The 22,932-nt window shown below is 64.4% G+C and carries 25 protein-coding genes; 19 read left to right on the top strand and 6 right to left on the bottom strand.

Translation table 11 applies throughout. The features are described from left to right. Positions 1-66: 66 nt before the first annotated feature. From GO615_RS17455 to GO615_RS17515, 13 genes are all read left to right on the top strand, one after another. Positions 67-462 carry a c(7)-type cytochrome triheme domain-containing protein gene (locus tag GO615_RS17455; RefSeq protein ID WP_169130404.1) on the top strand — a complete coding sequence of 132 codons (396 nt, stop codon included), beginning with the start codon at positions 67-69 and terminating at the stop codon, positions 460-462. Beyond that, positions 434-1,417 (top strand): NHL repeat-containing protein, encoded by a 984-nt coding sequence (locus tag GO615_RS17460; protein WP_246262344.1) that lies wholly within the window; start codon positions 434-436, stop codon positions 1,415-1,417. Before GO615_RS17455 ends, GO615_RS17460 begins: the two co-directional genes overlap by 29 nt. After that, on the top strand, positions 1,414-2,520 hold the full coding sequence (locus tag GO615_RS17465; RefSeq protein ID WP_169130408.1) for a 6-bladed beta-propeller: 1,107 nt from the start codon (positions 1,414-1,416) through the stop codon (positions 2,518-2,520). Before GO615_RS17460 ends, GO615_RS17465 begins: the two co-directional genes overlap by 4 nt. An 18-nt stretch (positions 2,521-2,538) precedes the next feature. Continuing rightward, entirely contained in the window at positions 2,539-3,549 is a 1,011-nt protein-coding gene (locus tag GO615_RS17470; protein ID WP_169130410.1) for a cytochrome c biogenesis ResB family protein, read from the top strand. A 1-nt stretch (position 3,550) separates the two neighbouring features. Next, positions 3,551-4,363, top strand: coding sequence for a cytochrome c biogenesis protein CcsA (gene ccsA, locus GO615_RS17475; RefSeq protein ID WP_169130421.1), 813 nt, complete (start codon positions 3,551-3,553; stop codon positions 4,361-4,363). Then, positions 4,363-5,676, top strand: coding sequence for a hypothetical protein (locus GO615_RS17480; protein WP_169130423.1), 1,314 nt, complete (start codon positions 4,363-4,365; stop codon positions 5,674-5,676). Before ccsA (GO615_RS17475) ends, GO615_RS17480 begins: the two co-directional genes overlap by 1 nt. A gap of 11 nt (positions 5,677-5,687) precedes the next feature. Beyond that, positions 5,688-6,221 (top strand): tetratricopeptide repeat protein, encoded by a 534-nt coding sequence (locus GO615_RS17485; RefSeq protein ID WP_169130425.1) that lies wholly within the window; start codon positions 5,688-5,690, stop codon positions 6,219-6,221. A gap of 415 nt (positions 6,222-6,636) precedes the next feature. Then, a complete protein-coding gene (locus GO615_RS17490; RefSeq protein WP_169130427.1) occupies positions 6,637-7,068 on the top strand; it encodes a c(7)-type cytochrome triheme domain-containing protein in 432 nt (143 codons plus the stop codon). Next, the gene (locus GO615_RS17495) at positions 7,065-7,730 is read left to right on the top strand and encodes a c(7)-type cytochrome triheme domain-containing protein (protein ID WP_169130429.1); all 666 of its coding nucleotides are present in this window, start codon (positions 7,065-7,067) and stop codon (positions 7,728-7,730) included. The genes GO615_RS17490 and GO615_RS17495 overlap by 4 nt, the downstream gene beginning before the upstream one ends. Positions 7,731-7,772: 42 nt before the next feature. Next, positions 7,773-8,702 carry a hypothetical protein gene (locus tag GO615_RS17500; protein WP_246262345.1) on the top strand — a complete coding sequence of 310 codons (930 nt, stop codon included), beginning with the start codon at positions 7,773-7,775 and terminating at the stop codon, positions 8,700-8,702. A 215-nt stretch (positions 8,703-8,917) separates the two neighbouring features. Continuing rightward, positions 8,918-9,691: a cytochrome c biogenesis protein CcsA gene (gene ccsA, locus GO615_RS17505; RefSeq protein WP_169130439.1), complete on the top strand. Its 774-nt coding sequence runs from the start codon at positions 8,918-8,920 to the stop codon at positions 9,689-9,691. Beyond that, positions 9,688-9,894 carry a heme exporter protein CcmD gene (gene ccmD, locus GO615_RS17510; protein WP_169130441.1) on the top strand — a complete coding sequence of 69 codons (207 nt, stop codon included), beginning with the start codon at positions 9,688-9,690 and terminating at the stop codon, positions 9,892-9,894. Before ccsA (GO615_RS17505) ends, ccmD begins: the two co-directional genes overlap by 4 nt. Further along, complete coding sequence (locus GO615_RS17515) at positions 9,878-10,465, top strand: TlpA family protein disulfide reductase (RefSeq protein ID WP_246262346.1); 588 nt, start codon at positions 9,878-9,880, stop codon at positions 10,463-10,465. Before ccmD ends, GO615_RS17515 begins: the two co-directional genes overlap by 17 nt. A 9-nt stretch (positions 10,466-10,474) precedes the next feature. Here the strand turns inward: GO615_RS17515 and GO615_RS17520 are convergent, their stop codons facing one another. The 4 genes from GO615_RS17520 to GO615_RS17535 form a co-directional block, all read right to left on the bottom strand. Then, on the bottom strand, positions 10,475-11,950 hold the full coding sequence (locus GO615_RS17520; protein ID WP_246262347.1) for a multicopper oxidase family protein: 1,476 nt from the start codon (positions 11,948-11,950) through the stop codon (positions 10,475-10,477). Continuing rightward, entirely contained in the window at positions 11,928-12,710 is a 783-nt protein-coding gene (locus GO615_RS17525) for a type IV pili methyl-accepting chemotaxis transducer N-terminal domain-containing protein (RefSeq protein WP_169130443.1), read from the bottom strand. Before GO615_RS17525 ends, GO615_RS17520 begins: the two co-directional genes overlap by 23 nt. 14 nt (positions 12,711-12,724) lie before the next feature. Continuing rightward, positions 12,725-13,600: a hypothetical protein gene (locus GO615_RS17530; protein ID WP_246262348.1), complete on the bottom strand. Its 876-nt coding sequence runs from the start codon at positions 13,598-13,600 to the stop codon at positions 12,725-12,727. 92 nt (positions 13,601-13,692) lie between these two features. Beyond that, positions 13,693-14,196, bottom strand: a complete 504-nt coding sequence (locus tag GO615_RS17535; RefSeq protein ID WP_169130445.1) for a tetratricopeptide repeat protein — start codon at positions 14,194-14,196, stop codon at positions 13,693-13,695. 276 nt (positions 14,197-14,472) lie between these two features. Here GO615_RS17535 and GO615_RS17540 point away from each other — a divergent pair, with 276 nt between their 5' ends. From GO615_RS17540 to GO615_RS17565, 6 genes are all read left to right on the top strand, one after another. Beyond that, complete coding sequence (locus GO615_RS17540) at positions 14,473-16,026, top strand: sensor histidine kinase (protein ID WP_169130447.1); 1,554 nt, start codon at positions 14,473-14,475, stop codon at positions 16,024-16,026. A gap of 32 nt (positions 16,027-16,058) precedes the next feature. Then, entirely contained in the window at positions 16,059-17,474 is a 1,416-nt protein-coding gene (locus GO615_RS17545) for a sigma-54-dependent transcriptional regulator (protein WP_169130449.1), read from the top strand. 10 nt (positions 17,475-17,484) lie between these two features. Beyond that, positions 17,485-18,141, top strand: coding sequence for a tetratricopeptide repeat protein (locus tag GO615_RS17550; protein ID WP_169130451.1), 657 nt, complete (start codon positions 17,485-17,487; stop codon positions 18,139-18,141). Next, entirely contained in the window at positions 18,138-18,446 is a 309-nt protein-coding gene (locus GO615_RS17555) for a c-type cytochrome (RefSeq protein ID WP_169130453.1), read from the top strand. The genes GO615_RS17550 and GO615_RS17555 overlap by 4 nt, the downstream gene beginning before the upstream one ends. Then, positions 18,443-19,516: a ligand-binding sensor domain-containing protein gene (locus GO615_RS17560; RefSeq protein ID WP_169130455.1), complete on the top strand. Its 1,074-nt coding sequence runs from the start codon at positions 18,443-18,445 to the stop codon at positions 19,514-19,516. Before GO615_RS17555 ends, GO615_RS17560 begins: the two co-directional genes overlap by 4 nt. Positions 19,517-19,596: 80 nt before the next feature. Continuing rightward, on the top strand, positions 19,597-20,799 hold the full coding sequence (locus tag GO615_RS17565) for a ligand-binding sensor domain-containing protein (protein WP_169130457.1): 1,203 nt from the start codon (positions 19,597-19,599) through the stop codon (positions 20,797-20,799). A 386-nt stretch (positions 20,800-21,185) separates the two neighbouring features. On the opposite strand, the gene ccmI is transcribed toward GO615_RS17565, so the two are convergent. Both ccmI and GO615_RS17575 read right to left on the bottom strand, forming a co-directional pair. After that, a complete protein-coding gene (gene ccmI, locus GO615_RS17570) occupies positions 21,186-22,457 on the bottom strand; it encodes a c-type cytochrome biogenesis protein CcmI (protein WP_169130459.1) in 1,272 nt (423 codons plus the stop codon). Further along, positions 22,454-22,930 (bottom strand): cytochrome c-type biogenesis protein, encoded by a 477-nt coding sequence (locus GO615_RS17575; RefSeq protein ID WP_169130546.1) that lies wholly within the window; start codon positions 22,928-22,930, stop codon positions 22,454-22,456. Before GO615_RS17575 ends, ccmI begins: the two co-directional genes overlap by 4 nt. Positions 22,931-22,932 lie beyond the last annotated feature (2 nt).

A 22,932-nucleotide genomic window follows, 5' to 3' on the forward strand; every position in this document is an offset into this window, starting at 1 on the left:
AGATGTGTATAAGAGACAGCCGTCACCTCCATCCGCCACGCCGCGGACCTCGCCTCCCACAAAGCGATGATCTCTCGTCTCGCCCTCCATCACCTCGCTGTCGGCCTGGCAATCATCGCAGGACTGTTTCTTGCTGGCACTCCGGCACGCGCGGAGTATGCCGACGTCGTGCTGAACAGATATGCGGAAAAGGAAGGGATGCGACCGGTGATCTTCCCTCACTGGTTCCATCGCATACGTTTCCGCTGCAAGGTCTGTCATGCGGAACTGAACTTCAAGATGCGCGCAGGCTCGAACGCCGTCAAGATGTCGGACATCATTGACGGCCGGTTCTGCGGCGCCTGCCACAATGGGGAAATTGCATGGTCGGTGGAAAATTGCGACTTGTGTCATTCGGGCAAGGCAGGACTGCCGCCCGGGATTTTCGGCGGCCATGAGACCCTCGGCCCCGGGCGCTGGTAGCGCAACAACAGGGTTTTGCCGGCGAATAGTCAACCGGTTCTTCGCGCTGGCGGTGGTGGTAGCGACATCGGGCGCCGCAGCGGCAGATTCGCCCCCGTTCGATCCCCGACCGTTCCTGACGCCGCAGGAGTCGATCCTGGGCGGGTTCGGATCCCCGCCGTCTCCGCTGCCGATCCGCACGCCCACCGGTTCTTACCTCAAGCTTCTTCATCCGTCGGCAGTGGCCGCGAACGGCCCTGACTTGTACGTTGCGGACAGCGGACGACGCTTGCTGCTTCGTATCGACACGGTGACGAAAGCGATCACGCCTCTCCGCGAAATCACTGCCGCACCGGGTATTCGTCTGGAGACCGACCGCGATGGGAGCGTCTACCTCCTTCAGCCGAACCAGGCGAGCGTCGAGCGTATAAGTCGCGACGGACGACGAATCAGCCTGTTCTCGTCCGAATTCGAAATCCTTCAGCCTGCCGACATCGCCGTCGAACGCTCGCAGGGACGCCTGTGGATGTCCGACAGGGCAGGTGGTGTCTTCGCGTTCCATCCGTCGGGAAGGATGGAGCAGTCGCTGCTCGAGCGGAACGACGGGTTTCCCGACGAGCTTGCCGGCGCAACCCTTCTTGCCGCCGACCGACTCGGCATTGTCGGGATTGACCCTCGCTGCCGCTGCCTCATCGCCTTCGGACCGGATGGCGCGTATTCGGGACACTTCGGCGACGGCGAACTGATCGATCCGGTCGACCTGGCGATCGACACGCATGGACGTGTGTGGGTGATCGATCGCGGAGACCGTCTGCTGAAGATCTTTGTGGGACGGCAGCGCGTGGGCGCAATTCAGGCGGCCAGTCTCGGGCTGGTGGAAATGACCGCCCTGACGATCGACGGATTCCAGGCGTACATCTCCGATGCGCAAGGTGGCAAGATAGCGGTCTTTGCAGTCGTACCCCCCAGACCATGAGACTTCGGCAAATTCCGTCGACTGCGATCATCGCGGCGACACTCGCTGTCGTCGCCCTGCTGAGTAGCGGGTGCGCAACCCAGTCCGTCCCCGCGCGACTGCACTATGGCCTCACCGACGCCCCCGAGGGCAAACGCCTCATGTGGCCAGCCGAGCCGGAAGTGCCACGCTACCAGTTCGCCGGACAGCTGACCGGCGAAGCGAATTTCGTTCGGGACGAGGAGACGACGAGTGGCGTGGTCAGGTTTCTCGCCTGGGTCGTAGGCCTGTTCGAAGAGGAAAAGCCGAACGTGCTGGAGCGCCCCCAGGCCGTGGTGGCCGACAGTCAGGAACGGATATTCGTCACCGACGTCAGCCGCGCAGCCGTCTTCGTGTTCGACAAACCTGCGGGAGAGTTGAAGATCTGGGAATACGCGGTGGGGCTGCGGCGGTTCCTCGCCCCCATCGGCGTCACCCTCGCGGAGGGGGGCGGCATCTGGGTTTCCGATGCGGAATTGCAGCTCGTCGCACATCTGGACGCACAAGGTAATCCGCTGCCACCCATCGGCACGGGAGTCTTGCAGCGACCGACCGGGATCACACGCGATCCGGCCACCGGCCTGATTTACGTCGCGGACACCTACGCCCACGACATCAAGGTTTTCAGTCCCGACGGGCGTCTCGAGCGGATCATCGGCGAGCGCGGCGAGGCGCCCGGTGAATTCAACTTCCCGACTCATTTAGCGCTCGGACAGGGCAAGCTCTACGTCACCGACACGATGAACAGCCGTGTGCAGGTGATCCCGCTCGAGGGTGACGAAAAACCGCAGGTCATCGGCAAGCGCGGACTCTACTACGGCAATCTCGTTCGGCCGAAAGGCGTCGGTGTCGATAGCGAGAACAATATCTACGTCGTCGAGTCTTATTACGACAACTTGCTGATTTTCAACGAGGCCGGGGATTTTCTGATGCCGATCGGCGGCGTCGGCCAGGGATCCGGCAATTTCTATCTTCCGGGTGGAGTGTGGGTCGATTCCTTCAATCGCGTGTTCGTGGCGGATACGTTCAATGGACGAGTGACGATCTTCCAGTATCTCGGCGGAGCGAAGTCCGACGCGGAATGACGGGGCCCAAGCCGCAGGATGCTTAGCGTCGTCAAGGAGGAAAGGGCTGCGCGACGCGCGGCGGGCGCGAGGCTATTGCGCCTCGCTGCTTCGCTTCGCCTGACCCTCGCCCTGATCGCGCTGCTCGGTTTCGGGGTCGCGTTTGCCTATCTGCGTGAAGACGCCCGCACGTGGCCACTGGTCGTCCCGCTCATCCTGTTGGCATTCAACCTGCTAGCCGCGGTACTCACCAACGGGGTCTTTCGACGCCAGACCGCGCTGCTGGTCTTCCATCTCGCGCTCATCGTGCTGCTGCTTCTCGTTGCCGCCGGCCGGCTTAGCTACCTCACCGGCTACGTCGGCGTCACCGAAGGCGTGCCTTTCGACGGCACGCTCGCCGAGTCGCAGCGGGGGCCTCTGCATGCAGGCGACATTGCGCAGGTGCGTTTCGTGAACAAGGGCTTCAGCATCGACTACGCGCCCGGGCTCCAGCGTGGCGCCACTCGCAACGCGGTCGCCTGGAGCGAGGGGAACGGGCGCTGGCATGAGGAAATGATCGGTGACCAGACGCCTCTGGTGCTGTCCGGCTACCGCTTCTACACCACGTTCAACAAGGGATTCGCCCTGACCTTCCTCTGGCGCGACGCTCACGGCAACGATTTCCTCGGATCGGTTCAGCTCCCTCCCTACCCCCTCAAGGAGTACAGCCAGGCCGCAGCATGGAGCCCGCCGGGGAGCACTCTGTCGATCTGGGTGATGCTGGATATCGACGAAGTCTTGCTCGACCCCGCCGAACATACTTCTTTCCGCCTGCCGGAGCGCTACAAGTTGATCGTTCGCATCGGCGATGACCGCCATGAACTGCGCCCCGGAGACTCGCTCCAAACAGCCGAGGGCACCCTGGAATTCGAGGGGCTGCGCAACTGGATGGGATATCGCGTGTTCTACGACTGGACCCTGCCGTGGCTTCTTGCCGCCTGCGCCGTCGCGGTTGCCAGCCTGGGCGCGCATTTCTGGCTGAAATTCTCGGCCAGGCCGTGGGATGCTTGAAATGGAACTTGAACTGCAGATCCTCTGGGCCGCGGTGACGGCCTACGTGCTTGCCGGCATCGTTGCCGTCGTGGGTGTCGTTCTGGGAAAGAAGCCGGAACGTTCGGTACTCGCGCTGATGCTTGCCGGGCTCTCGCTGCAGACCATCTCGATCGGGCTGCGCTGGGACCGCCTGGGGCACGGCCCTTTCATCACGATGTTCGAGATCCTGTGCTCGAACGTCTGGAGCCTGATGACGGCCTACATCCTCGCCTACTGGCGCATCCGCCGGATCCGCGCCACCGCCGCCGTCGTGATGCCCATCATGTTCATCATGCTGGGCTGGCTGATGGTCGCGCACCCTGGCGAAGGGCATTACCCCCCGACCTACAACACCCCCTGGCTGTACATCCATATCGGACTGGGCAAGGTTTTCCTCGGCGCCGTGCTCGTGGCCGTCGGACTGTCATGCATCATTCTCATGCGCCACGCGGGTCTCGGCCGCCAACGTCTCGCACAGCTGCCGGCCAGCCCCCAACTCGACGAGCTCGCGTTCCGCTGCATGGCAATCGGGCTGATCTTCCATACCTTGATGCTCATCGCGGGTGCGATCTGGGCCCAGGATGCCTGGGGCCGTTACTGGGCCTGGGATCCGCTGGAAACCTGGGCCTTCATCACCTGGCTGACGGTCGCATTCACGATACACGCCCGGCTCGCCTACCGTCTTTCTCCACCGGTGCATGCCGGCCTGATCCTGGCCGTGTTCGTGACCGCCTTCCTCACCTTCTTCGGCGTGCCCTTCGTTTCCGTCGCCCCGCACCAGGGAGCCGTATGATGATGCGCACGTCAGACCGGCCGTCGGACGTTTCCCATCGCTGGCTCCTTGTTGCCGCCACCTCGCTCGGCTTGTCGTCGCTCGCTGCCGCCGCCCTCGTGCTCGCGCGCACGCCGGTACTCACATCGCTCGTCCCGTCCGACAGCTTCCCGCGCGCGCTGGTGGTCCATGTGAACCTCGCTACTCTGCTGTGGTACTTCGCGATGGCGAGCGCGCTGTGGAGCGAGACACTGGACACAGGACGCGAGCGGTTGGCGCGGCCGATTCAACTCGCCGGCACGGCCGGGGCCGCGGGCATCATCCTCGCCGGTCTCTTCGCACCGGGGCCTCCGGTGCTCGCCAATTACGTTCCCTACATCGACCATCCGCTGTTCCTCGGTTCGCTAGCCCTGCTCGCCTTCGCTGCGGTCGCGACCGCTGCACTATCGCTGAGCCGCCCGCGTGACGCCGCCGAATGGGGATTCGCGATTGCCCGTGTGCCCTTCCTCCTGGCGGCCCTCTACCTCATCGCCGCATTGCGCCAGGAGATGGGGCTGATCGACGCCCTGTGGGGAGCGGGCCATATCCTGCAGTTCGGTTTCGTCACCTTGATGATGGCGATCTGGCTACGCCTCGCTCAGCGGGCCGGCACCGACGGTATTCCCGCACGCACGGCGATCCCCCTTTTCGCCGCAGCGTCCCTGCCGGCACTCATCGCGCCTGCGCTGCTCGTCGCCGGCATCGAGCACGGCACCCTGCATGGACTGCACACGCACATCATGCGCTGGGCGAACTGGCCGGCGCCGCTGGTGTTCGGCCTGCTGTTGCTGTTTCGCCCGCGCGCCGCCAGTGCGGTCGCGTTTCCTGCATCACTGGGGCTATATTGCATCGGCATTGTCGCCGGAACCGCCATCGACGACCAGACGACCCTTATCCCGGCCCATTATCACGGTACAATCGGCGCCTTCACGCTCGCCCAGATGGCAGCAGTCCTGGCCCGACTCACGCCCTCGGCGGATGCGCACGGAGCCCGGGGGCCGACCCGCCGACCGCTGACGCTCTATGCATTAGGAACAGCGATGCTCATCTGCGGCCTGGCATGGAGCGGCATCCTCGGCGCACCACGCAAGACGGGCTTCAGTGCTGCAGACGCGGACCCGACCGCGATCCTCGCAGCGGCGCTCACGGGCTTGGGAGGTGCGGTCACCATCGCCGGCGTCGCCTTTTTCGCACTCGTTGCCGCACCCCGGATAGTCAGATTATGCAGATCACGCACAGCCCCGATGCCGCAGAACAACCAAGGCACCGCCACGATGTTCGCAGCCGCGCGCTAGTCATCACGCTATTGACCACCATTGCGCTGGGCGGGCTGTTGGCGCTGCCCGCCCAGCGCGAAGACAGGCAGTCCGCGAAGCCTCTCGCCTTCGCGGACATACTGCCGCTCAAGGCCCGCAGCCCCGCCAGCGATGCAGCCACCCTCCAGGAGGTCCGGGCGCGTTTCGAGCAGGGCGTGGCAATGCTCCACATGCGCCAGTACGAATACGCCCTCACCGCATTCCATCAGGTGCTGGCGCTGGCCCCCGAACTTCCCGAAGCGCACGTCAATATGGGTTTCGCACTCGTCGGACTCGAGCAGTGGAAACACGCGCGCGATTTCTTCGAATCGGCGATCAACCTGCGGCGCGATCAGGTGAACGCCTATTACGGCCTCGCCATCAGCCTCGAAGCACTCGGCGACCGTCCCGGTGCCATGGGTGCGATGCAGACTTACCTGCACCGTGCCGCACCGGACGATGCCTTCCGCGAACGTGCGGAATCGGCCCTGTGGGAGTGGCGTGCCGGTCCACGCGACGCCGCAGGCACTGCCGACGGACACTGACGCGCAGCAAAGACCGAACCTGCGCCACCGCACCGAACGCGTCCGCGGTCGGGGGTACTCGCCGCGGGACCGCGCCACAAATTCCCGCTTTCGGGAATCCATTCCCGCAACCGACACAATCGGTTACATTCTGCGTCCGCATGCCCCCTGCGGATTCTCCGCACCCCACTAATTCGATAGTGATAGAGCGAAGGCAAGGTTCTTGCTTATTGCACCGGTCCGACGCGCAACAGACCCCTTCCGACACACGTTCACCGGATGATCACGGGTCCGCTGCGGCAGTATGAGCCCCTGCATCGACCGCAAACAGTCTGGTCAGGCATCGGGGACGAATACATTCGTTTGGTTGCCAGCCGACGGAAACTCGGGCATTTTGGCTGGCAGGAACGGTTCTCGTTTTCAAGAGGGTTGAACTATGAAGCAGGTCCCGTGGGTAACAAGAGTCCGCCGTGGGCTCACCGCACTGCTGTTTGCAGTCGTGGCGATCACGCTGTGGACTCCGTCCGACAGCCGCGCAGAGTACGGCGATATCGTGATCAACAACTACGCCGACGCAGCCGGCATGCGCCCTGCGATCTTCCCCCACTGGTTCCACCGGATCCGCTTCCGCTGCAAGGTCTGCCACGCGGACCTGGGCTTCCAGTTCAAGGCTGGCGGCAACGAGATCACGATGCTGAAGATCATCGACGGCCAGTTCTGCGGCGCATGCCACAACGGCGAGATCGCCTGGTCGGTCGAGAACTGTGACCTTTGCCACTCCGGCAAGCCCAACACCCCCACGCAAGTGCACGAAAGCACCATCCAGAAACTGGCAGTTCCCGTCGGGCAAGGAGGTAGCAAGAAATGACCCGCCGTATCTCTACCCTCTTCCTGACCGTCTTCGCGACCGGCCTGCTCGGGTCGGCAGCAGCCATCGCCCAGGACGCCAAGGGCAAACCCGCAGCGGCTGCGGCACCGGCCGCTGCCCCGGCAGCCGCCGCTCCGGCAACCGCCCCCGCCACCGACGTAAACCGCTTCAATCGCCTGCTGAAGCCCGCCAACCAGCGTAACCTGCCGCCGACGCAGGACGGCATCCATGACCCGGCCAGCGAAGGCACCACGGCCCTCATGCCGCCGCTGTCGGCGTTCGAGACGCTGCCACGCAGCAACGCGGGGAACCGCGTGAACTGGGTCAAGGCCCTCGAAGATCGTGCGATCAACCCGCGCTGGGACCGCCTCGACCCCAATGCGGTGCCCGTCGTGATGGACCTCAACATCGTGCGCGAAGTCAAGGGCTCGATGCCGGACGTGGTCTACCCGCACAAGCAGCACACCGAGTGGCTTGACTGCTCCAACTGCCACCCGGCAATCTTCATCCCGCAGAAAGGCGCCAACCAGATCAGCATGGCGGCGATCCTGCTCGGACAGAAGTGCGGGGTTTGCCACGGCAAGGTTGCCTTCCCCGTGTCCGAGTGCCGTCTGTGCCACTCGAAGAAGAAGGACGGTCCGATCGCCCGTACGGGCCAGTAAGTCGTCTGGATAGTCGGAAACATGCATGCCCGGGAGTCCGAAATGATCAAGTCCAACCGCCACACAAGGATTCTTGGGCATGCAGCCCTTGCGCTGCTGCTCGCAACCGTCGGCACGGCGGGAGCCCAGTCCGATACCGGCACGCCGGCCGGCAGCGCCTCCAGCCGCCTGCAGGCCAACGAGCCCGACCGGACCCAGCTCGAACGCCGCTTCGAGTCGGTCGGAACGCTGATCGAGAAATCCACCGCCGCACGCCAGATCGAATCCAGCGGCGAGGCGGCAGCCATCGAGAAACGCAAGGCCGCCAAGGATCAATACAACCAGGCGAAATCCGCCTTCGATGCGGGCGACCTCGCCAAGGCGTCCAGCCTCCTTTCCGCCGCAAGCAAGACGATGTTCGAGGCAGCGCGGCTCGCGGCACCCGAAAGCGTCACGGCCCAGAAAGTCGAAACCGACTACAAGAACAAGCTCGAGAGCGTCCGTGCCCTGCTCTCGGCACAACAGCGCATCGCGTCCGAAAAGGGCAACAAGGAATCGCAGGAAAGCAGCCGCCAGGTCGAGGCGCTCATCGCCGACGCCGAGCGCAAGGCGTCCGCCGGACAATACGCGAGCGGTCGCACGATTCTCGAACAGGCATACCTCCTGGCCAAGGCGTCGGTAAGCTCGATGCGTTCGGGCGATACACTGGTCCGCTCGCTCAACTTCGCGTCGAAGGAAGAGGAATATCACTACGAGATCGACCGCAACGAAACGCACAAGATGCTCGTGAAGGTCCTGCTCGAAGAAAAACTCGCCGGCGCGCCGATGAGCCCGCGCGTCACCGAATTCCTCACCAACGCGGGCGCGCTGCGCGGCGAAGCCGAAGCGGCCGCATCACGCAAGGATTTCGAAGCTGGAATCAAGCTGCTGGAACAGTCGACCAGTGAACTGGTCAAGGCAATCCGCAGCGCAGGCATATACATCCCGGGCTGACCCCGTCCTGCAAGGGCCTCCCGTACCTGGTGCGGGAGCCCTGCAAGTAGAGCCCCCGCTTCCCGAAATCAGGAAGCCCCAGCATCAGCCGCCGCAACCATCCCCATCGAAGGCCTCACGGCACCTGCAACGGCACCGGATCCTCCCTGTCCGCATGTCGGCATGCCGATTGCTAGACCAGCAGTACTGCCCCACCATCGCACACGCACTACACGATGCCCGCACTCAGCAGCACCCTCAGCCCGGACGAATCACCGCCCCTGCCGGCCTGGTCGCGCGCGACCCCGCAGCGCGGCTACGTTCATGCTGGCCGGTTCTTGCCGTGGTTTGCATTTGCGGCGGCCGTACTCTGTGCGGGAGGGCTGTTCGTCGGACTGGCCGTCGCACAGACGGATCCGCACCAGCACGAGCACTACCGTATCGCCTTCATACACACGCCTTCGCTCTGGCTATCCGTCGCGATCTATTTCTTCACCGCTGCGACTGCCGGCTACGGATTGTTCAGGCGGCAGCGTCTCCTCTCGATGATCGCTTCCGCCCTCGCCCCGACCGGCGCACTGTTCGCATTCCTGGCACTGTGGACCGGCTCCCTATGGGGCAAGCCGATTTGGGGTACATGGTGGGTATGGGAAGCGCGCCTGACCGCGGAGCTGCTTGTGCTGTTCCTCTTTCTTGGGTACATCGCATTGCAGGAAGCCATTGACGACACCCGTCGCGCCGACCGGGCCAGCGGCCTGCTGGCCCTCGTCGGTGCGTTCGGATTGCCGCTGCTGTACTTCTCTGTCTTTCGCTGGAGCACCATGCATGGCTCCGCACCGCAGGGGCTGTCCGCCCCTGACAGTCCGATCATCGCAGCAGGAATAATCCTGATGAGCTTGGGCCTGCTTGCCTACGCGACCGCAGCGACGCTCGCCCGCCTGCGCAATGTGATCCTGAAGCGCGAACGCAACAGCGAGTGGGTGGAGCGGAATTTCGGAGCCCGACCATGAACTGGGAAAGCTGGAGCCAATTCTGGGCGATGGGCGGGGACGGCCTCTATGTCTGGAGCGCGTATCTCGTCGCCATCGTCGTCATCTTCACGGAAATCGCAGTCATCGGATTGACGCGTCGTTCCATCCTCGAGCATCTTGGCCGCTATGCCAAAATTGCCAGAAAGGAAAGGAAGCCGCGAATTGATGACTCGAGATTCTGATCGCCAGCCGGCCGGCACCCCGCGTACGCCAGCCTCGCCCGGTACGCACTCGCACCGCATCCTCGCCCTCCTCACGGCCGCTGCAATTCTGACCACCCCGATCGCCGCGGCGGGAAGCGGGGACAAGCCGACAGCCATGCCTGCGCTCCAGCTCACCAGCCTGGAGGGCGGCGCAGTCCGCAGCCAGGACTGGCTCAATGGCCGACCGGCCGTCGTTAACCTGTGGGCAACGTGGTGCGCCCCCTGCCGCACCGAAATGCCTTCGCTGCAGCGCCTCGCGACCCTCCTCGCACCGGAGGGCATTCGCGTGCTCGCCCTGTCCGTCGATACCGACCACAATCTCGTGCGGGAATTCGTCCTGAAGTACGGGATTAGCATGCCGGTAAGCATTGCGAATTCGCCCAGCCAGGCCATGGCCGCGCTCGGGGTCGTCGCCCTGCCTCACACATTGTATGTCGGCGGAGATGGCCGCATTCTCGGCAGCCACCTCGGACAGCGCGACTGGGCCGATCCGGCGGTGGTCCGCGAAGTGCGCGACCGGTTCGGCACGAAGGTGCCGGCCAGGCACTGAGCGCCCGCTTCAGGTCACGCGGATCGTCCCCATCATGCCACCGGCGGCGTGATCGAGGATGTGACAGTGGTACATCCAGTCTCCCGGATTGTCGGCCACGAAGGCCACATCGATCGTCTGGCGCGGCCCCATGATGACCGTGTCGCGCCAGACGGGACGGGCCTGCTTGCGGCCGTCGACGGCAATGACACGGAAGAAATGGCCATGCAGGTGCATGGGGTGGACGAAGTCCGTCTCGTTGACCATACGTAGAACGACATGTTCGCCCCGCTGCAGATGCAGGAAGGGCTCATGCATCAACGCATGCTCGTGCCGCGCGGTGTAGTTCATCGTCCACGCGAGCCCGTGCCGCTCCATCAGTTCGTGGGTGCGCGCCGGTTTGCCGTCGACGATCCCCAAGGTCGGAGCCCCCCGCATTCCGCCCTGGAACATGATGTAGTGCTCGGAGGCTTTCCCCAGATCAGGCTCCGGCAAGCGGTTGGGCGCCAGCCGCATCGGCGCGCCGAGCGGCTTGCGACGCACCGGCGACGCATCGCCATAGACGAATGACGCGATCGGCCCGACGCTGCGGCGATGGATATCGTTCATGAGGAATCGGCTTCCCGGTGCCTGCATGCAGTCGATCACCAGGTCCGCCCGCATTCCCGGGCCGAGCACGAGCTGCTCGAGGACGTGGGGCTCGACGGCCTGTCCGTCATACGCAATGACGTTCATGGCATGGCCGTGCAACTCGAGCTGGAAGATCCGTGCGGCTGCGGCGTTGATCAGGCGCAGCCTGATGCGCTCGCCACTCCTGACCTCCAGGACGTTCCCCGCGCCTGCCGCGATTCCGTTGAGGAGAACCTCGTTTCCGATCCGCCCGTCGTTCGCGATGTCGAGGATGCGGCCGAAATCCTCGACCTGCAGTCCGTCATCCCCGATCCGCACGTCCGACAACAGCCAGACGAGTTCGCGGTCGACTTCGATCGGACGTTCCTCCTCGACGATCAGTGCTCCGTAGAGCCCGCGCGGCACCTGCTCGAAACTCGACTGGTGCGGGTGATACCAGAAGGTGCCGGAATCCGGGAGCTGAAACTCGTAAACGAACTCATCCCCCGGTTGCACCGGGTTTTGCGTGACGTACGGGACGCCATCCATGGCATTCGGCACGCGGATCCCGTGCCAATGGACCGCAGACTCGACCTCCAGCGCATTGCGGAAGGCGAGGCGCACGGTCTCGCCCTTGCTATACCGCAGCAAGGGCCCAGGCACGCTGCCGTTGAAACCCCAGAAGTTCGTTCGCGGTGCACCGGCGCGGATCGCCTGCTCCATCACCGCGGCTCGCAGCGTTGCCGTGCGCGCGACGGCGGCGCCACCGGCCCGCGGAGCGAGCGCGATGACGCCGAGCGACGCGGCGGACTTGATGAATTGCCGGCGCGAAATACCCATCGTCTCCCCCTCAGGCGAATTGATCAGGCGCAGATCAGCGCGATTGCGGCGGCTCATGCAGCCGCACCAGACGATCGGTGGCCGCCAGTATCGATTCGGCCGCTTCCGCAACAACCAGCCGGTAGGAGCCGGCGCCCTCGACCGACAGTGCCGTGCGCAGCCACTCCCACTGCAACGAGATCTCGGCGATCTCCGCGCGCACGTCGGCCGTTGTCCCAGGCAAGGCCGCCACGGCGGCCAGGCCGCGCCCGAACTCATCGGCCGCCGCCTCCATCTCGCGGTGACTGGCCGCCGTGTCGGCGCCCCACGAATACAGCATGTAGGCCTTCACGACGCGCTGCGAGAGCATGCGCAGCCGCCCGACCTCGCCGATCCTGCGGGCATCGCCGCCCCCGGCGGCGTCCGCCAGCGCGGCGACGAGCCTTTCGGCGCCGTCGAGGACTGCGAGGCTGTGTTGCGATGCGAGCAGCGCACGCGTCCTATCGGCAGGCTCGGCAACGACAGTCCGCAGTGCCGACCAATCATTCCTCAGGCGTCCGACTGCCGGCCCGGCCGACGGAACGGCCACCGTGAGCGCCTGCATGCGCCCTAGGCCAAGCTCGAAGCGCAGGATCGAGTCCTGCAACTGATCGAGCGCCGCAGCCGGGAGGACTTCCAGGCCGAGCTGGACATAGGACTTGGCGAGGCGTTGCGACAACATCCGCAGTTCGCCCGCAGCATTGATGTCGCCCGGCGAAACGGCAGGCGGCTGAGCCTGGGCATGCGCCGCCACGAATGTCGCCAGTGCCCAGAGGAGAACGAACAGTTTCCGCATCATTCACCGCCCCCGCGTCAGAACACCGGTACGCCCATCGACTGCAGAGCCCGGATCAGCTGCGCCGAGGCCTGCTCCATGAGCTTGACCGCCTCCGCATGCCTGCCCGCCTTCGCCTGCTCATCGGCCTGTGCGCCGAGCTTGTGCCCCTCCTCGACGAAACCGTCGACCAGACGGCGCTTGTCCCCCGCCGCACGTCCCTCCGCAAGCATCATGTCCACCATGATCTCGTTGCTCGCGAAGCGCTTCTTCTCGTAGGCGTACTCGTCGGCAGGCGTATCGAACTTCAGCGACAGCAGGACTTCCTGGCCTGCCCGCAGGCGCGACAACTCCTCGACTGCCACCTTGTAGGCTTCGGCCATTTTCTTTCCGGCCTCGCCGATCCGCCCAGCATCTGCGAGTTGCCTCGATTCGGCCGTCAGAGCGTCGATGCGTCCGAGCAATGCCCGAGCGGGCGCTGCACGCTGGGAATCCTTGGCCAATTCCTCGACCGAATTCCTGTACATGCCGACCTGATCGCCAAGATCCTGCAGATTCTTGCGTTGCGCGCTCTCCGGCAATCCACCCTCGCCAGGAGACATCCGGCGCGACGCACTGGAGACGGATCGCAAGGCTTCGTCCGCAAGCTTTGCGGCCTCGTCGAAACGCGCCTCGGCGAGCGCCTTGCGCGCCTCGCCGATCGCCTGCTTCCCCTGCTCGATCAGTGATCTGGGATCCGCGTCGCTCCCCTCCGCCGCGCCTCTGGCCGCCGGCGAGTTGAGCAGCGCCTCGACGAGCCGGATCTTCTGCTCGATCAACCGGCGCTTCTGATCGCCTCCCTCAGCCGGCACCTGAGCCGCCACGGCCACGGCGAAAATCGCGGCAACGACGCCCGTCATCCAGCGCAAGCTCATCCGCCCCTCCGGTCCATGTGCGATGAATTCATGCGGAGCCCCGTATGGTCAGCCAGGGTACGCCCCGGACCGCGGCCGGGTCGGGGTGCCACTCAGTGCCCGCTCCCCTTCGAGCCACCGAGGAAGGATCGCGCGCCCGGATGCCCATGATCCGCAGCGGAGCGAATCCAGCGCATCGCCTCCTCCTGGTCCTGCACTACCCCCTTGCCCGCCAGGAACAGCAGCCCGAGGCCATACTCCGCTTCGGCATGCCCCTTGCGTGCAGCTTCGAAATACCAGCGCGCAGCCTCCTGGTCCGGGTCTTGCACGGACTTCGGCAGCTTCTCCCCGAACACGTACATGTTGCCAATGAAATACATGGCATCGAGATTTCCCTGATCGGCGCTGCGGCGCGCCCACTGCAGTGCCTTGTCCTCGTCCTCCGGAACGCCACGCCCATAGAAATACATGATCGCAAGCCTTTCCTGCGCTACGGGATTCCCCCCCTCGGCAAGCGGCGCGAGTTGCTGGGCGGCGGCCTCGAACTGGCCGCCATCGTAGTGGCGAAGCGCATCCTCGATGGGAGCGGCATGCACGGCTCCGGCCAGCAACATCATGCAAAAGGAAAGACGACGCAACATGAAAGAATTTTCTCCCTATCAATTCAGTTCTGTTTCCGGGAGCTGCGACGCGCTCCCGGTGCAGTTGCCGACGCGCACGCAATAACCGTACCGTTTCACGCCATGGCGAACGTATCATCCATCCCGCGCTCTTATGTTTCACCGCCTCCGTGGCACCACCGTGCGGGCAATCGCGCCATCTGAGAAAATGAGCAGGCGCGTCTAGTGTAGCCCGACAATTCCGACGGAAGTGGTACGCGCCCGAGAAACCAGATGAACACGATCTTCAGCACCGCCGACGGTCTCGACGACATGACCGACGACGATACTCAACCGACGGAACAGCCCGGGCGGCCGTCGCGCTCGCTGTCGCTCCGCGCGAAGGGGATCATCGCCTTCATCCTGATGGTTGCGTACTCGCTGCTGATCGGCGTATCCACCGAAACGCAGCGGCAGGGCCTGCTCAGAGTGGTCGATGAACTCGAGATGGCCCATCGCACCGAAGCCCAGCTCCTCGAGATCAACACCTCGATGGCGCGCACGCTGTTCGCGGTGAACATGAGCTTCTCCGACGACGACCTGGCATCGTCGGCAATCCGCTCCATGATCGAGGTGGAAGCCAGTCTGTCCCTGCTCGAAGCGATACAGAACCGCCATCCGACGGTCCTCATGCTTTCCGGGAAGCTGCATGCCCTGGTGCGCGACCTCGCGCAATCGCCGACCCTCAGCACGCTCGATGTGGCACGCTCGACGCTCAACGAGCTGATCATCGAACTCGATGGCGTGACCAAGAACGCTCACGCGCACCGGCTGAAGCTGCTCGACCAGTACCGCGAAAATTACGATCGCATTACACTCAGCAGTTTGGCCATGCTCGTGATCGGACTGATCCTGGTCGGCGCGGTTACTGCGATATTTTTCAGCCGCCTGACCTGGGACATCCGCAAGCTCGAAGCGCATGCACACGGGATCGTGAACGGAAACCGCGATGCGCCTCTGCCGGTCACGCGCAATGACGAACTGGGAACGCTGATGCACGCCGTCAACCGCATGCAGCAGGATCTGCGCGAGCGCGAGCGGCACATCGAGCGCGCGCGCCTCGAGCAGTTCCATCGCGAAAAGATGGTGGCTGTCGGCTCGCTCGCCGCGCAACTCGCGCATGAGATCAACAATCCAATCGCTGCGATCACCGGAGTGGCCAGCGCGATGAGCCAGGTACAGCAATCACAGCAATGCCCCAACCACGGTGTTTCCTGCCACCCCGGGCTGATACTCGAGCAGGCACGGCGCATCTCGGCCATCACGCGGCAGATCGCCGACTTCACGCGACCACAGGCCCAGCGCCCGGAATTGCTCAACCTCAATGAACTCGTGAGCAACACCTGCGCCTTCGTGAGCTACGACCGGCGCTTCCGGCGCATCGCGATGACCACCGAGCTCGACGGAGAGATGCCGGCCTTGAGGGCGATCGGCGATCACCTGACACAAGTGCTGATGAACCTCCTGTTCAACGCTGCGGATGCCCTCGAGGACATGCCGGCTGATCACCCCGCGAGGATCCTCGTACGCACGCAGGCACTCGAGCACGAGGCGTTGGTGGAGATCACGGACAACGGCGCCGGCGCGGACGCCGATACGCTCGTAAAGGTGTTCGACGAGTACTTCACGACAAAACCGGCCGGAAAGGGCACCGGCCTGGGACTTTCCCTCAGCCGCGAACTGATCGAGGATGCGGGGGGCTCCCTCACGCTCGATTCCGAACCCGGCAAGGGCGCGACTGCACGCATTCGCCTGCCCCTGCGCCCGAACGGGCAAACTGACAACTGAACTGGACAGCATCCACATCACAAGGGAATTCGATGCACATACTGGTCATCGACGACGAGCGCGCCGTCCGGGAGATTCTCGCTGACGCCTGTCGGCAGGCGGGCTACTCCGTCGACGAGGCGCGCAATTGCACTGAAGCCGCATCCAAGCTTGTCCGAGGAGACGTCGACCTGGCACTTTGCGACATCAAGATGCCCGACGGCAACGGTGTCGATCTCATGCGGTCGATCAAGGAGTCGGGGGTCGAGACCAACTTCATCATGGTCACGGCATTCGCCTCGATGGAATCGGCGGTGGAGGCGCTCCGACTGGGGGCGTCCGACTACGTGACGAAGCCGTTCAACGTCGAGGAGCTGTTGCACCGCGTGCAACAGATCGCCGCACTGCGCGGACTGCGCGAGGAAAACCGCGTTCTGCGCAAGTTCGCCAAGGCAGACTCGGACAAGTTCCGCTTCACTTCGCCCTCCATGGCCGCCGTCGAGCGGCTTGCCGGCAAGGTCGCACCGACCGACAGCACGGTTCTGATCACCGGCGAGTCCGGAACCGGCAAGGGAGTTCTCGCCCGCCTGATCCACGAGCAGAGTCGGCGCAGCGAACACCTGTTCCTTCCGGTCAACTGCAGCGCCATTCCCGAAACGCTGATGGAGGCGGAGTTCTTCGGCCACACCAAGGGGGCCTTCACGGGCGCCGACAAGGCACGCAAGGGCCTGTTCCTCCAGGCCGACCTCGGGACTCTCTTCCTCGACGAGGTCGGCGAACTGCCGATGCTCATGCAGACCAAGCTCCTGCACGCCATCGAGGAAAAGGAAATCCGTGCCGTCGGCAGCGAACAGTCGCGTCGCGTCGACTGTCGCATCATTGCGGCGACCAACCGCGACCTGAGCCAGATGGTCAAGGAGGGCACTTTCCGCGAGGACCTCTTCTTCCGCCTGAGCATGTTCCACATCCACATCCCCCCCTTGCGGGAGCGCCAGGAAGATATCCGCGGCCTCATTCGCTTTATCCTCGACCGCGCGCGCGACCAGCGCGACGCGGCGACCTGCCTGACCGTATCCGACGAGGTTGAACGACTGCTGATCGGCTACCCGTGGCCGGGCAACGTTCGCCAGATGGAAAACGTCATCAATCGCGCATGCATTCTTGCCGAGGACAATTGCATCACCCTTGATGACCTTCCGCCCGAGATTGCGCGCACCGTTTCGCTCGCAACGGCCCATGGCACATCCATTGCTACCCAGCGGAGCTTGCGCGACCAGTTGCGCGACTTCGAGGCGAGCGTGATCTACCGCATGCTGGATGAAACTGGCGGAGACAGGCGCACGGCGGCCCAGAAACTCGGGATCGGGCTGTCGAGCCTCTACCGGAAGCTGGAGGAGTTTGAGGCATTTGGCATTCACAGGAGCGGCGCTGGCAATACCGGCTCGGCTCACGACTCCAACTTCGACTAAGGAAGCCTGAATGAAATCTCTCGGAACTGGGAATTTAGTTCTCACTTTCAGACAGCTGTTTGCGACCTGCGCATTGCTCGTTGCGTCGTCGGTTGCCTATGGGAGCAGCGAGGACGACTACAAAAAGGGCTTGGCTGCCTACGATGCCGGCGACCTCGTCGGCGCGATGGTCCCACTGAAGCAGGCCGCGGACGAAGGCCACGCCGGCGCCCAGGCGCTTTACGGGACCATTCTCGACAGCGCGGAACTCGATGACCAGGCGGTGCTTTACTTACGTAAGTCTGCCGATCAGCAGAACTCGGAAGGCCAGTACGGTCTGGCCAAGATGTTCATGACGGGCGAAGGCGTCACCGCCGACTTCGGCGAAGCCAACAAGCTCATGCGCGCCGCGGCGGCGCAAGGACATCGCAGCGCCATCATCACGCTGGGTCTCGCCTATATCGCAGGTGACGCGCGTTTCGAGGCCAGTGACAAGACCAGCCCGGAAGCCCGCGACTTCATCCTCAAGGCAGGCGAGTTCGGGGAGCTTACGGCCGTCGAGGCGGTCGCTCGCGCCTACCGGGAAGGCGCCTTCGGCATCGCGCCCGACTCCGCCAAGGCCAAGGAATGGGACGAAAAGCTCGCCAAGATCCGTGGCGCGCAGCGCAAGAAGGGAGACAGACGATGATCCGCTCAGCAGTCGCGCTCGTCTGCGCCGTGTTTTCCGTGCTCACGAGTCCCGCACAGGCGGCCAACGTGATGGCGGGCCAGCAGATCTACATGCAGTACTGCGTCGGTTGCCACGGCGTCGGAGGCCAGGCCGTGCTACCCAATGCACCGCACTTTTCCCGGGGTGAGCGGCTGATGCAACCCGATACCATGCTCATGATGTCCATCCGGACTGGCAAGCAGTCCATGCCTTCGTTCAACGGCATCCTTCGCGATCAGCAAATTCTTGACGTAATCGCCTATCTACGGACCCTTCAACGATGACCCTAGACCTGCAACACGCTCGGCGCGCTCTGGCCGCCGTCGGTTTGTCCCTCACCTGTTTCAGCAGCACCGCTCTCGCGCAGGCAACGGCCGCGGACTATCGCGTACGCGAGACGTTCAATGTCGGCGACACCGTGTACGTGCGTGCACTTACCGTCGAAAAAAATACGATGTGGGTAGGCACCTCGGCCGGCGTGCATGAGATCGACCTCGCCACGCGAAAGCCGCGCAATACCTTCACCCGTGCCGACGGCCTGGCAAACGAATACGTGTTTGCGGTCGGCATCGACAGCCAGGGCTACAAGTGGTTCGGAACGAACGCCGGTGGGGCCTCGCGCTACAAGGACGGCAAGTGGAAGACCTATTTCCCCATGCACGGCCTGGCCGACTACTGGATCTACTCCTACGCCAATGACAAGGACGGCAACCTCTGGATCGGCACCTGGGCGGGCGTCAATCACTTCAACGTCAAGACCGGGGAGTTCAAGAAGTACGTCAAGGAGCTGATCAACGAGTGGGTGTACGGGCTCGACGTGGATGCCAAGGGGCGCGCGTGGTTCGCGACCGAAGGCGGCGTGTCGATGTTCGACGGCAAGACCTGGAAGTCGTGGACCCACAAGGACGGCCTCGGCGCACCGAACGCAGACCAGCTCCCTGCGTCGAGCAATACCGGCCTCGGTACCCGTTCGCGCCACGACCTCACGACCATGGAACACGGTCAGCCGACCTACAACCCGAACTATTCCTTCGCAATGCATATCGACCCTCAGGGCAACGCATGGGTCGGCACATGGGGCGGCGGGGTCGCGCGCTTCGACGGGAAGACCTGGACGAACTACAACAGCAAGGACGGCCTCGTCGGGAATATCGTGTACTCGATCGCACAGGACAAGCAAGGCGTGTTCTGGTTCGGAACGGACAAGGGCGTATCGCGTTTCGACGGCAAGAAGTGGCAGTCATACACGACCAAGGAAGGCCTGCTTGATTCCCACGTCTATACGATCGCCGCTACCGACAACGGTGACATCTGGGTTGGCACACGTCGCGGCGTGGCAATCATCGGCAAGTAAATGAGCAATCAGACTCGTCCCGGCCCGGCTCGGATATCGCGCTCCGGACGACAATCGGAACTTAAAGTGGAGTCTTTCGCATGAGTTACAAAGTTGCAGCCGTCGCCACCATCGTCGGCGCCGTCGCGATCGTCGGCGCATATACGCTGGGCCAGCAGCAGAGCAAGGCGCCGTCGCCCGCACCCGTCGCCAGCGCACCGGCCGGCACCCACGCCGCGACCGGCGGACAGGAAGTTCGCGAAGGAAAGGTGGGCGTCGATCCGAACGAAAAATTCACCCACTTCCGCGTCGGCAACAAGAACGTAAAGAAGATCTATGCGGATCAGGGCGTAGTCTGGGTCGCCACCTCCGGAGGCGTCATCCGTTACGACACACGCACCGACAAGTTCAAGCTCTACGACAACCAGACCGGACTGCTGTCGAACGGCATGTTCTACGTTGGCCGCGTCCAGGGCAAGATCACCGTGGGTACGTACGGCGGCGGAATGTCCATGCTCGACGAGGCCACGGGCACCTGGGAAACCTACAACATCCCCGAGGGACTCGGAGATGCGTTCGTTTACGACGTGGTTGAAACGCGCACGGGCGACATCTGGATCGCCACCTGGTCCGGCGTGAATCGCGTGCGCGGCGGAAAGCTCAAGGATCCGTCGGCCTGGGAACTCTACACCGTCGAGAACACCGACGGCGGCCTGCCCAACGACTGGGTGTACGGCCTGGCGGAGGGCAAGAACGGCGAGATGTGGCTTGCCACCGAAGGCGGGATGGCACGCTTTGTCGAGGGCAAGTGGGATAACTGGAACCACGCACGCGGGATCGGGGCGGATTACGAGAGGGTGAAGCAGGCGATCACGTTCAAGAGCGACCCCGCGAAGGAATCGCTGCACCACGCGCAACAGAAGCGCGAGATGGGACTCGAAGGGATCGATCAGGCTTACAACCCGAACTACATCATCTCGCTGGTCGTCGACGCCGATGGCACCGTGTGGTCCGGCACCTGGGGTGGCGGCCTGGCCCACTTCGACGGCGAGAAGTGGACGAATTACACGACGACCGAAGGCCTGCCCGGCAACCATGTCTTCATGCTGCACCGCGATCAGCAGAACCGCCTGTGGGTGGGCACGAACAGCGGTCTTGCAGTCAAGGAAGGCAACCAGTTCCGCATCATGAAGTCTTCCGATGGCCTGTTCAACGACACCGTGTTCTCGATGACGACGACCAAGGAAGGCGACCTCTGGATCGGCAGCTACGGCGGGGTGGCGCATATCCGCCCGGCCAGCTGAGCCAGCGGTCAGACCCTTCACCGTATCACCAAGCCGCCCCAACACCCGGGGCGGCTTTTTTTCGCCCCGCGGATTGCTTGAAGCGACGACCGGCTGCCCTCGCTGCTCCGTGTCCGCAGCCTGACCAGCGCCCCCACCTGTCGTCCGGCTTGAGGCCGTTGAGGGCACAGGATCACGGGTTGTTGGCGGCATGGAGGATGCGGGCAGCGGCGACCCTCGACGAGGATTCGCGCGGTGCACCGGCGGGCCGGATCGTCGCATCCGCCTTCGATGGTGTCGCCCCCGCGGGCGACGGCGATCGCTGGTCTCCCCCTGCCGGGCGCATAAACAAAAAGGGCGTGGCGCCAACGGCACCACGCCCTTACCCTTCGACGGTCGCTGGTGGCTTACTTGCGCACGCGGTCGATCACGATGCTGACGCCTTGGGCGTCGGGCGCGACGAGCACGGTCTGGCTCTCGAGATCGCCCGCAGCGGCGGTCGCGCCGCCTCCCTTCGAGACGCGTGCGCCGACGGCGATCTGTTCGGGCAACGGCCCTTGGGACATCCGCTGGGCGTTGGTGAAATCGAACTCGACCGGCAACTCGCCTGCACGCATGCGCAACGCGGCGATCGGCATTCCGCCCTGCAGCGGACGCGCGAACACGAAGACGGTCGCGTCGCTGCCGGCCTGTTGCACGAGCTCGGGTGCGAGACTCAGGCGACCGCGAAGCGTTAGAGGCGCCGAGGCGGCCGAGCCTTCATCGCGCGCAGCAGGCGCCCCGATTCCCGCCATCTGCGCACCCGCGGGCGGGTTCAAAGCGGCCATCCCACCCTTGGCGCGAGCTTCGTTGATACTCGCGAGAATCGAGCTGTACGCACCGTCACCGGGCGACATGGAGGCGAGGATCTTCTCCCATTGAGCGGAGGCGCTCGCGTAGTCGTGCCGGACGAATGCCGAGGTGCCGGAGAGGGCCAGCGCCTTGACGTGATTCGGCGCCAGTTCGAGCGCGCGCGCGATGAGCCGGTCGGGGTCGCCCTCGAACTTGCGCCCGGCGGCGCCGGCCAGCAGGTCCGCCCAATCAGCGAGGATGTCCGGATGATCCGGGATCTTCGCGCCGATCTTGGCCCAGGTCGCCATGGCGCCCTGGAAATTCTGCATCACGGCAAACGAACGCCCGAGCATCATCCAGCCCTGTACGTCGTCAGGCTGACGCTCGAGCCGGTCGGCAAGCTGAACCACCATTGCCTGCATCTGTTCGGGCGTGATCTGGTGACCGGCCTCGGGCGCAGGTCTGGCGCTGGCCGGATCCAGTCCTTCGGGCGTGCCGAGCACCAGGTACACCGCCACCGCAAGAACCGGGACGGCAAACACCACACCAAGCGCCCACCCACGCGCGGGGGCGACGTCGACGCCGGCCTCGGTGGTGCCGGCCTCCGTCAGCGCGCGCTGCTCGAGTTCCTCGCGGGAACGCTTGTAGTCGGCTTCCGCGATGCGGCCTGCGGCATGGTCGGCCTCGAGCTCGGCCAATTGTTCGCGCAGCACGATCAGTACGGTGCGGACCTGTTCCTGACGTGCAGCATGTTCGCGCGCCTTTGCGCCCGCGCCCAACATGGGCGGGATCACGAGCAGCAGGGCGCCGGCCACCAGCAAGGTGGCCAGGATCAGGAAAACGGTCACGAGCGGGACTCCTGGGAAGGTTTGGCAGTGCCATCAAGCAGGGCGGCAGCGCGGGCATGCTCCTCCGCGCTCAGGGGCGGAGGAGCCTCGCGGACGCGCCTGCGCAGGCGCCAGCCGAGCCATCCGGCACCGGCGACGAGCAATAGCGCCGGCCCGAGCCAGAGCAGCATCGTCGTCGCATTGAACGGCGGCAGGTAGAGAACGAAATCGCCATAACGGGCGACGAGATAGTCGACGACCGCCGCTTCGTCCTTGCCCGCGAGGAACTGCTCGCGGACCTGGTTGCGCAGGTCGACTGCCAGCGGAGCATTGGACTCCGCGATCGACTGGTTCTGGCAAACGAGGCAGCGCAGGTCGTGCGACAGGCGCATCACGCGCTCTTCGAGGGCGGGATCGTCGGCGACCGGCGCCGCTTCCCCGGCGTGGCCCGCGAAGGGCAGCGACAGCGCCGCAACAAGCGCCAGGCGGCGCATCA

The organism is Aromatoleum evansii (assembly GCF_012910805.1).
Classification (GTDB): domain Bacteria; phylum Pseudomonadota; class Gammaproteobacteria; order Burkholderiales; family Rhodocyclaceae; genus Aromatoleum; species Aromatoleum evansii.

Excerpts from the sequence above, each read along its gene's own strand:
- GO615_RS17455 (WP_169130404.1), top strand. The coding sequence starts at position 67 with ATGATCTCTCGTCTCGCCCTCCATCACCTCGCTGTCGGCCTGGCAATC.
- GO615_RS17460 (WP_246262344.1), top strand. The coding sequence starts at position 434 with ATGAGACCCTCGGCCCCGGGCGCTGGTAGCGCAACAACAGGGTTTTGC.
- GO615_RS17465 (WP_169130408.1), top strand. The coding sequence starts at position 1,414 with ATGAGACTTCGGCAAATTCCGTCGACTGCGATCATCGCGGCGACACTC.
- GO615_RS17470 (WP_169130410.1), top strand. The coding sequence starts at position 2,539 with ATGCTTAGCGTCGTCAAGGAGGAAAGGGCTGCGCGACGCGCGGCGGGC.
- ccsA (WP_169130421.1), top strand. The coding sequence starts at position 3,551 with ATGGAACTTGAACTGCAGATCCTCTGGGCCGCGGTGACGGCCTACGTG.
- GO615_RS17480 (WP_169130423.1), top strand. The coding sequence starts at position 4,363 with ATGATGCGCACGTCAGACCGGCCGTCGGACGTTTCCCATCGCTGGCTC.
- GO615_RS17490 (WP_169130427.1), top strand. The coding sequence starts at position 6,637 with ATGAAGCAGGTCCCGTGGGTAACAAGAGTCCGCCGTGGGCTCACCGCA.
- GO615_RS17495 (WP_169130429.1), top strand. The coding sequence starts at position 7,065 with ATGACCCGCCGTATCTCTACCCTCTTCCTGACCGTCTTCGCGACCGGC.
- GO615_RS17500 (WP_246262345.1), top strand. The coding sequence starts at position 7,773 with ATGATCAAGTCCAACCGCCACACAAGGATTCTTGGGCATGCAGCCCTT.
- ccsA (WP_169130439.1), top strand. The coding sequence starts at position 8,918 with ATGCCCGCACTCAGCAGCACCCTCAGCCCGGACGAATCACCGCCCCTG.
- ccmD (WP_169130441.1), top strand. The coding sequence starts at position 9,688 with ATGAACTGGGAAAGCTGGAGCCAATTCTGGGCGATGGGCGGGGACGGC.
- GO615_RS17515 (WP_246262346.1), top strand. The coding sequence starts at position 9,878 with ATGACTCGAGATTCTGATCGCCAGCCGGCCGGCACCCCGCGTACGCCA.
- GO615_RS17520 (WP_246262347.1), bottom strand. The coding sequence starts at position 11,950 with ATGAGCCGCCGCAATCGCGCTGATCTGCGCCTGATCAATTCGCCTGAG.
- GO615_RS17525 (WP_169130443.1), bottom strand. The coding sequence starts at position 12,710 with ATGATGCGGAAACTGTTCGTTCTCCTCTGGGCACTGGCGACATTCGTG.
- GO615_RS17530 (WP_246262348.1), bottom strand. The coding sequence starts at position 13,600 with ATGAGCTTGCGCTGGATGACGGGCGTCGTTGCCGCGATTTTCGCCGTG.
- GO615_RS17535 (WP_169130445.1), bottom strand. The coding sequence starts at position 14,196 with ATGATGTTGCTGGCCGGAGCCGTGCATGCCGCTCCCATCGAGGATGCG.
- GO615_RS17540 (WP_169130447.1), top strand. The coding sequence starts at position 14,473 with ATGAACACGATCTTCAGCACCGCCGACGGTCTCGACGACATGACCGAC.
- GO615_RS17545 (WP_169130449.1), top strand. The coding sequence starts at position 16,059 with ATGCACATACTGGTCATCGACGACGAGCGCGCCGTCCGGGAGATTCTC.
- GO615_RS17550 (WP_169130451.1), top strand. The coding sequence starts at position 17,485 with ATGAAATCTCTCGGAACTGGGAATTTAGTTCTCACTTTCAGACAGCTG.
- GO615_RS17555 (WP_169130453.1), top strand. The coding sequence starts at position 18,138 with ATGATCCGCTCAGCAGTCGCGCTCGTCTGCGCCGTGTTTTCCGTGCTC.
- GO615_RS17560 (WP_169130455.1), top strand. The coding sequence starts at position 18,443 with ATGACCCTAGACCTGCAACACGCTCGGCGCGCTCTGGCCGCCGTCGGT.
- GO615_RS17565 (WP_169130457.1), top strand. The coding sequence starts at position 19,597 with ATGAGTTACAAAGTTGCAGCCGTCGCCACCATCGTCGGCGCCGTCGCG.
- GO615_RS17575 (WP_169130546.1), bottom strand. The coding sequence starts at position 22,930 with ATGCGCCGCCTGGCGCTTGTTGCGGCGCTGTCGCTGCCCTTCGCGGGC.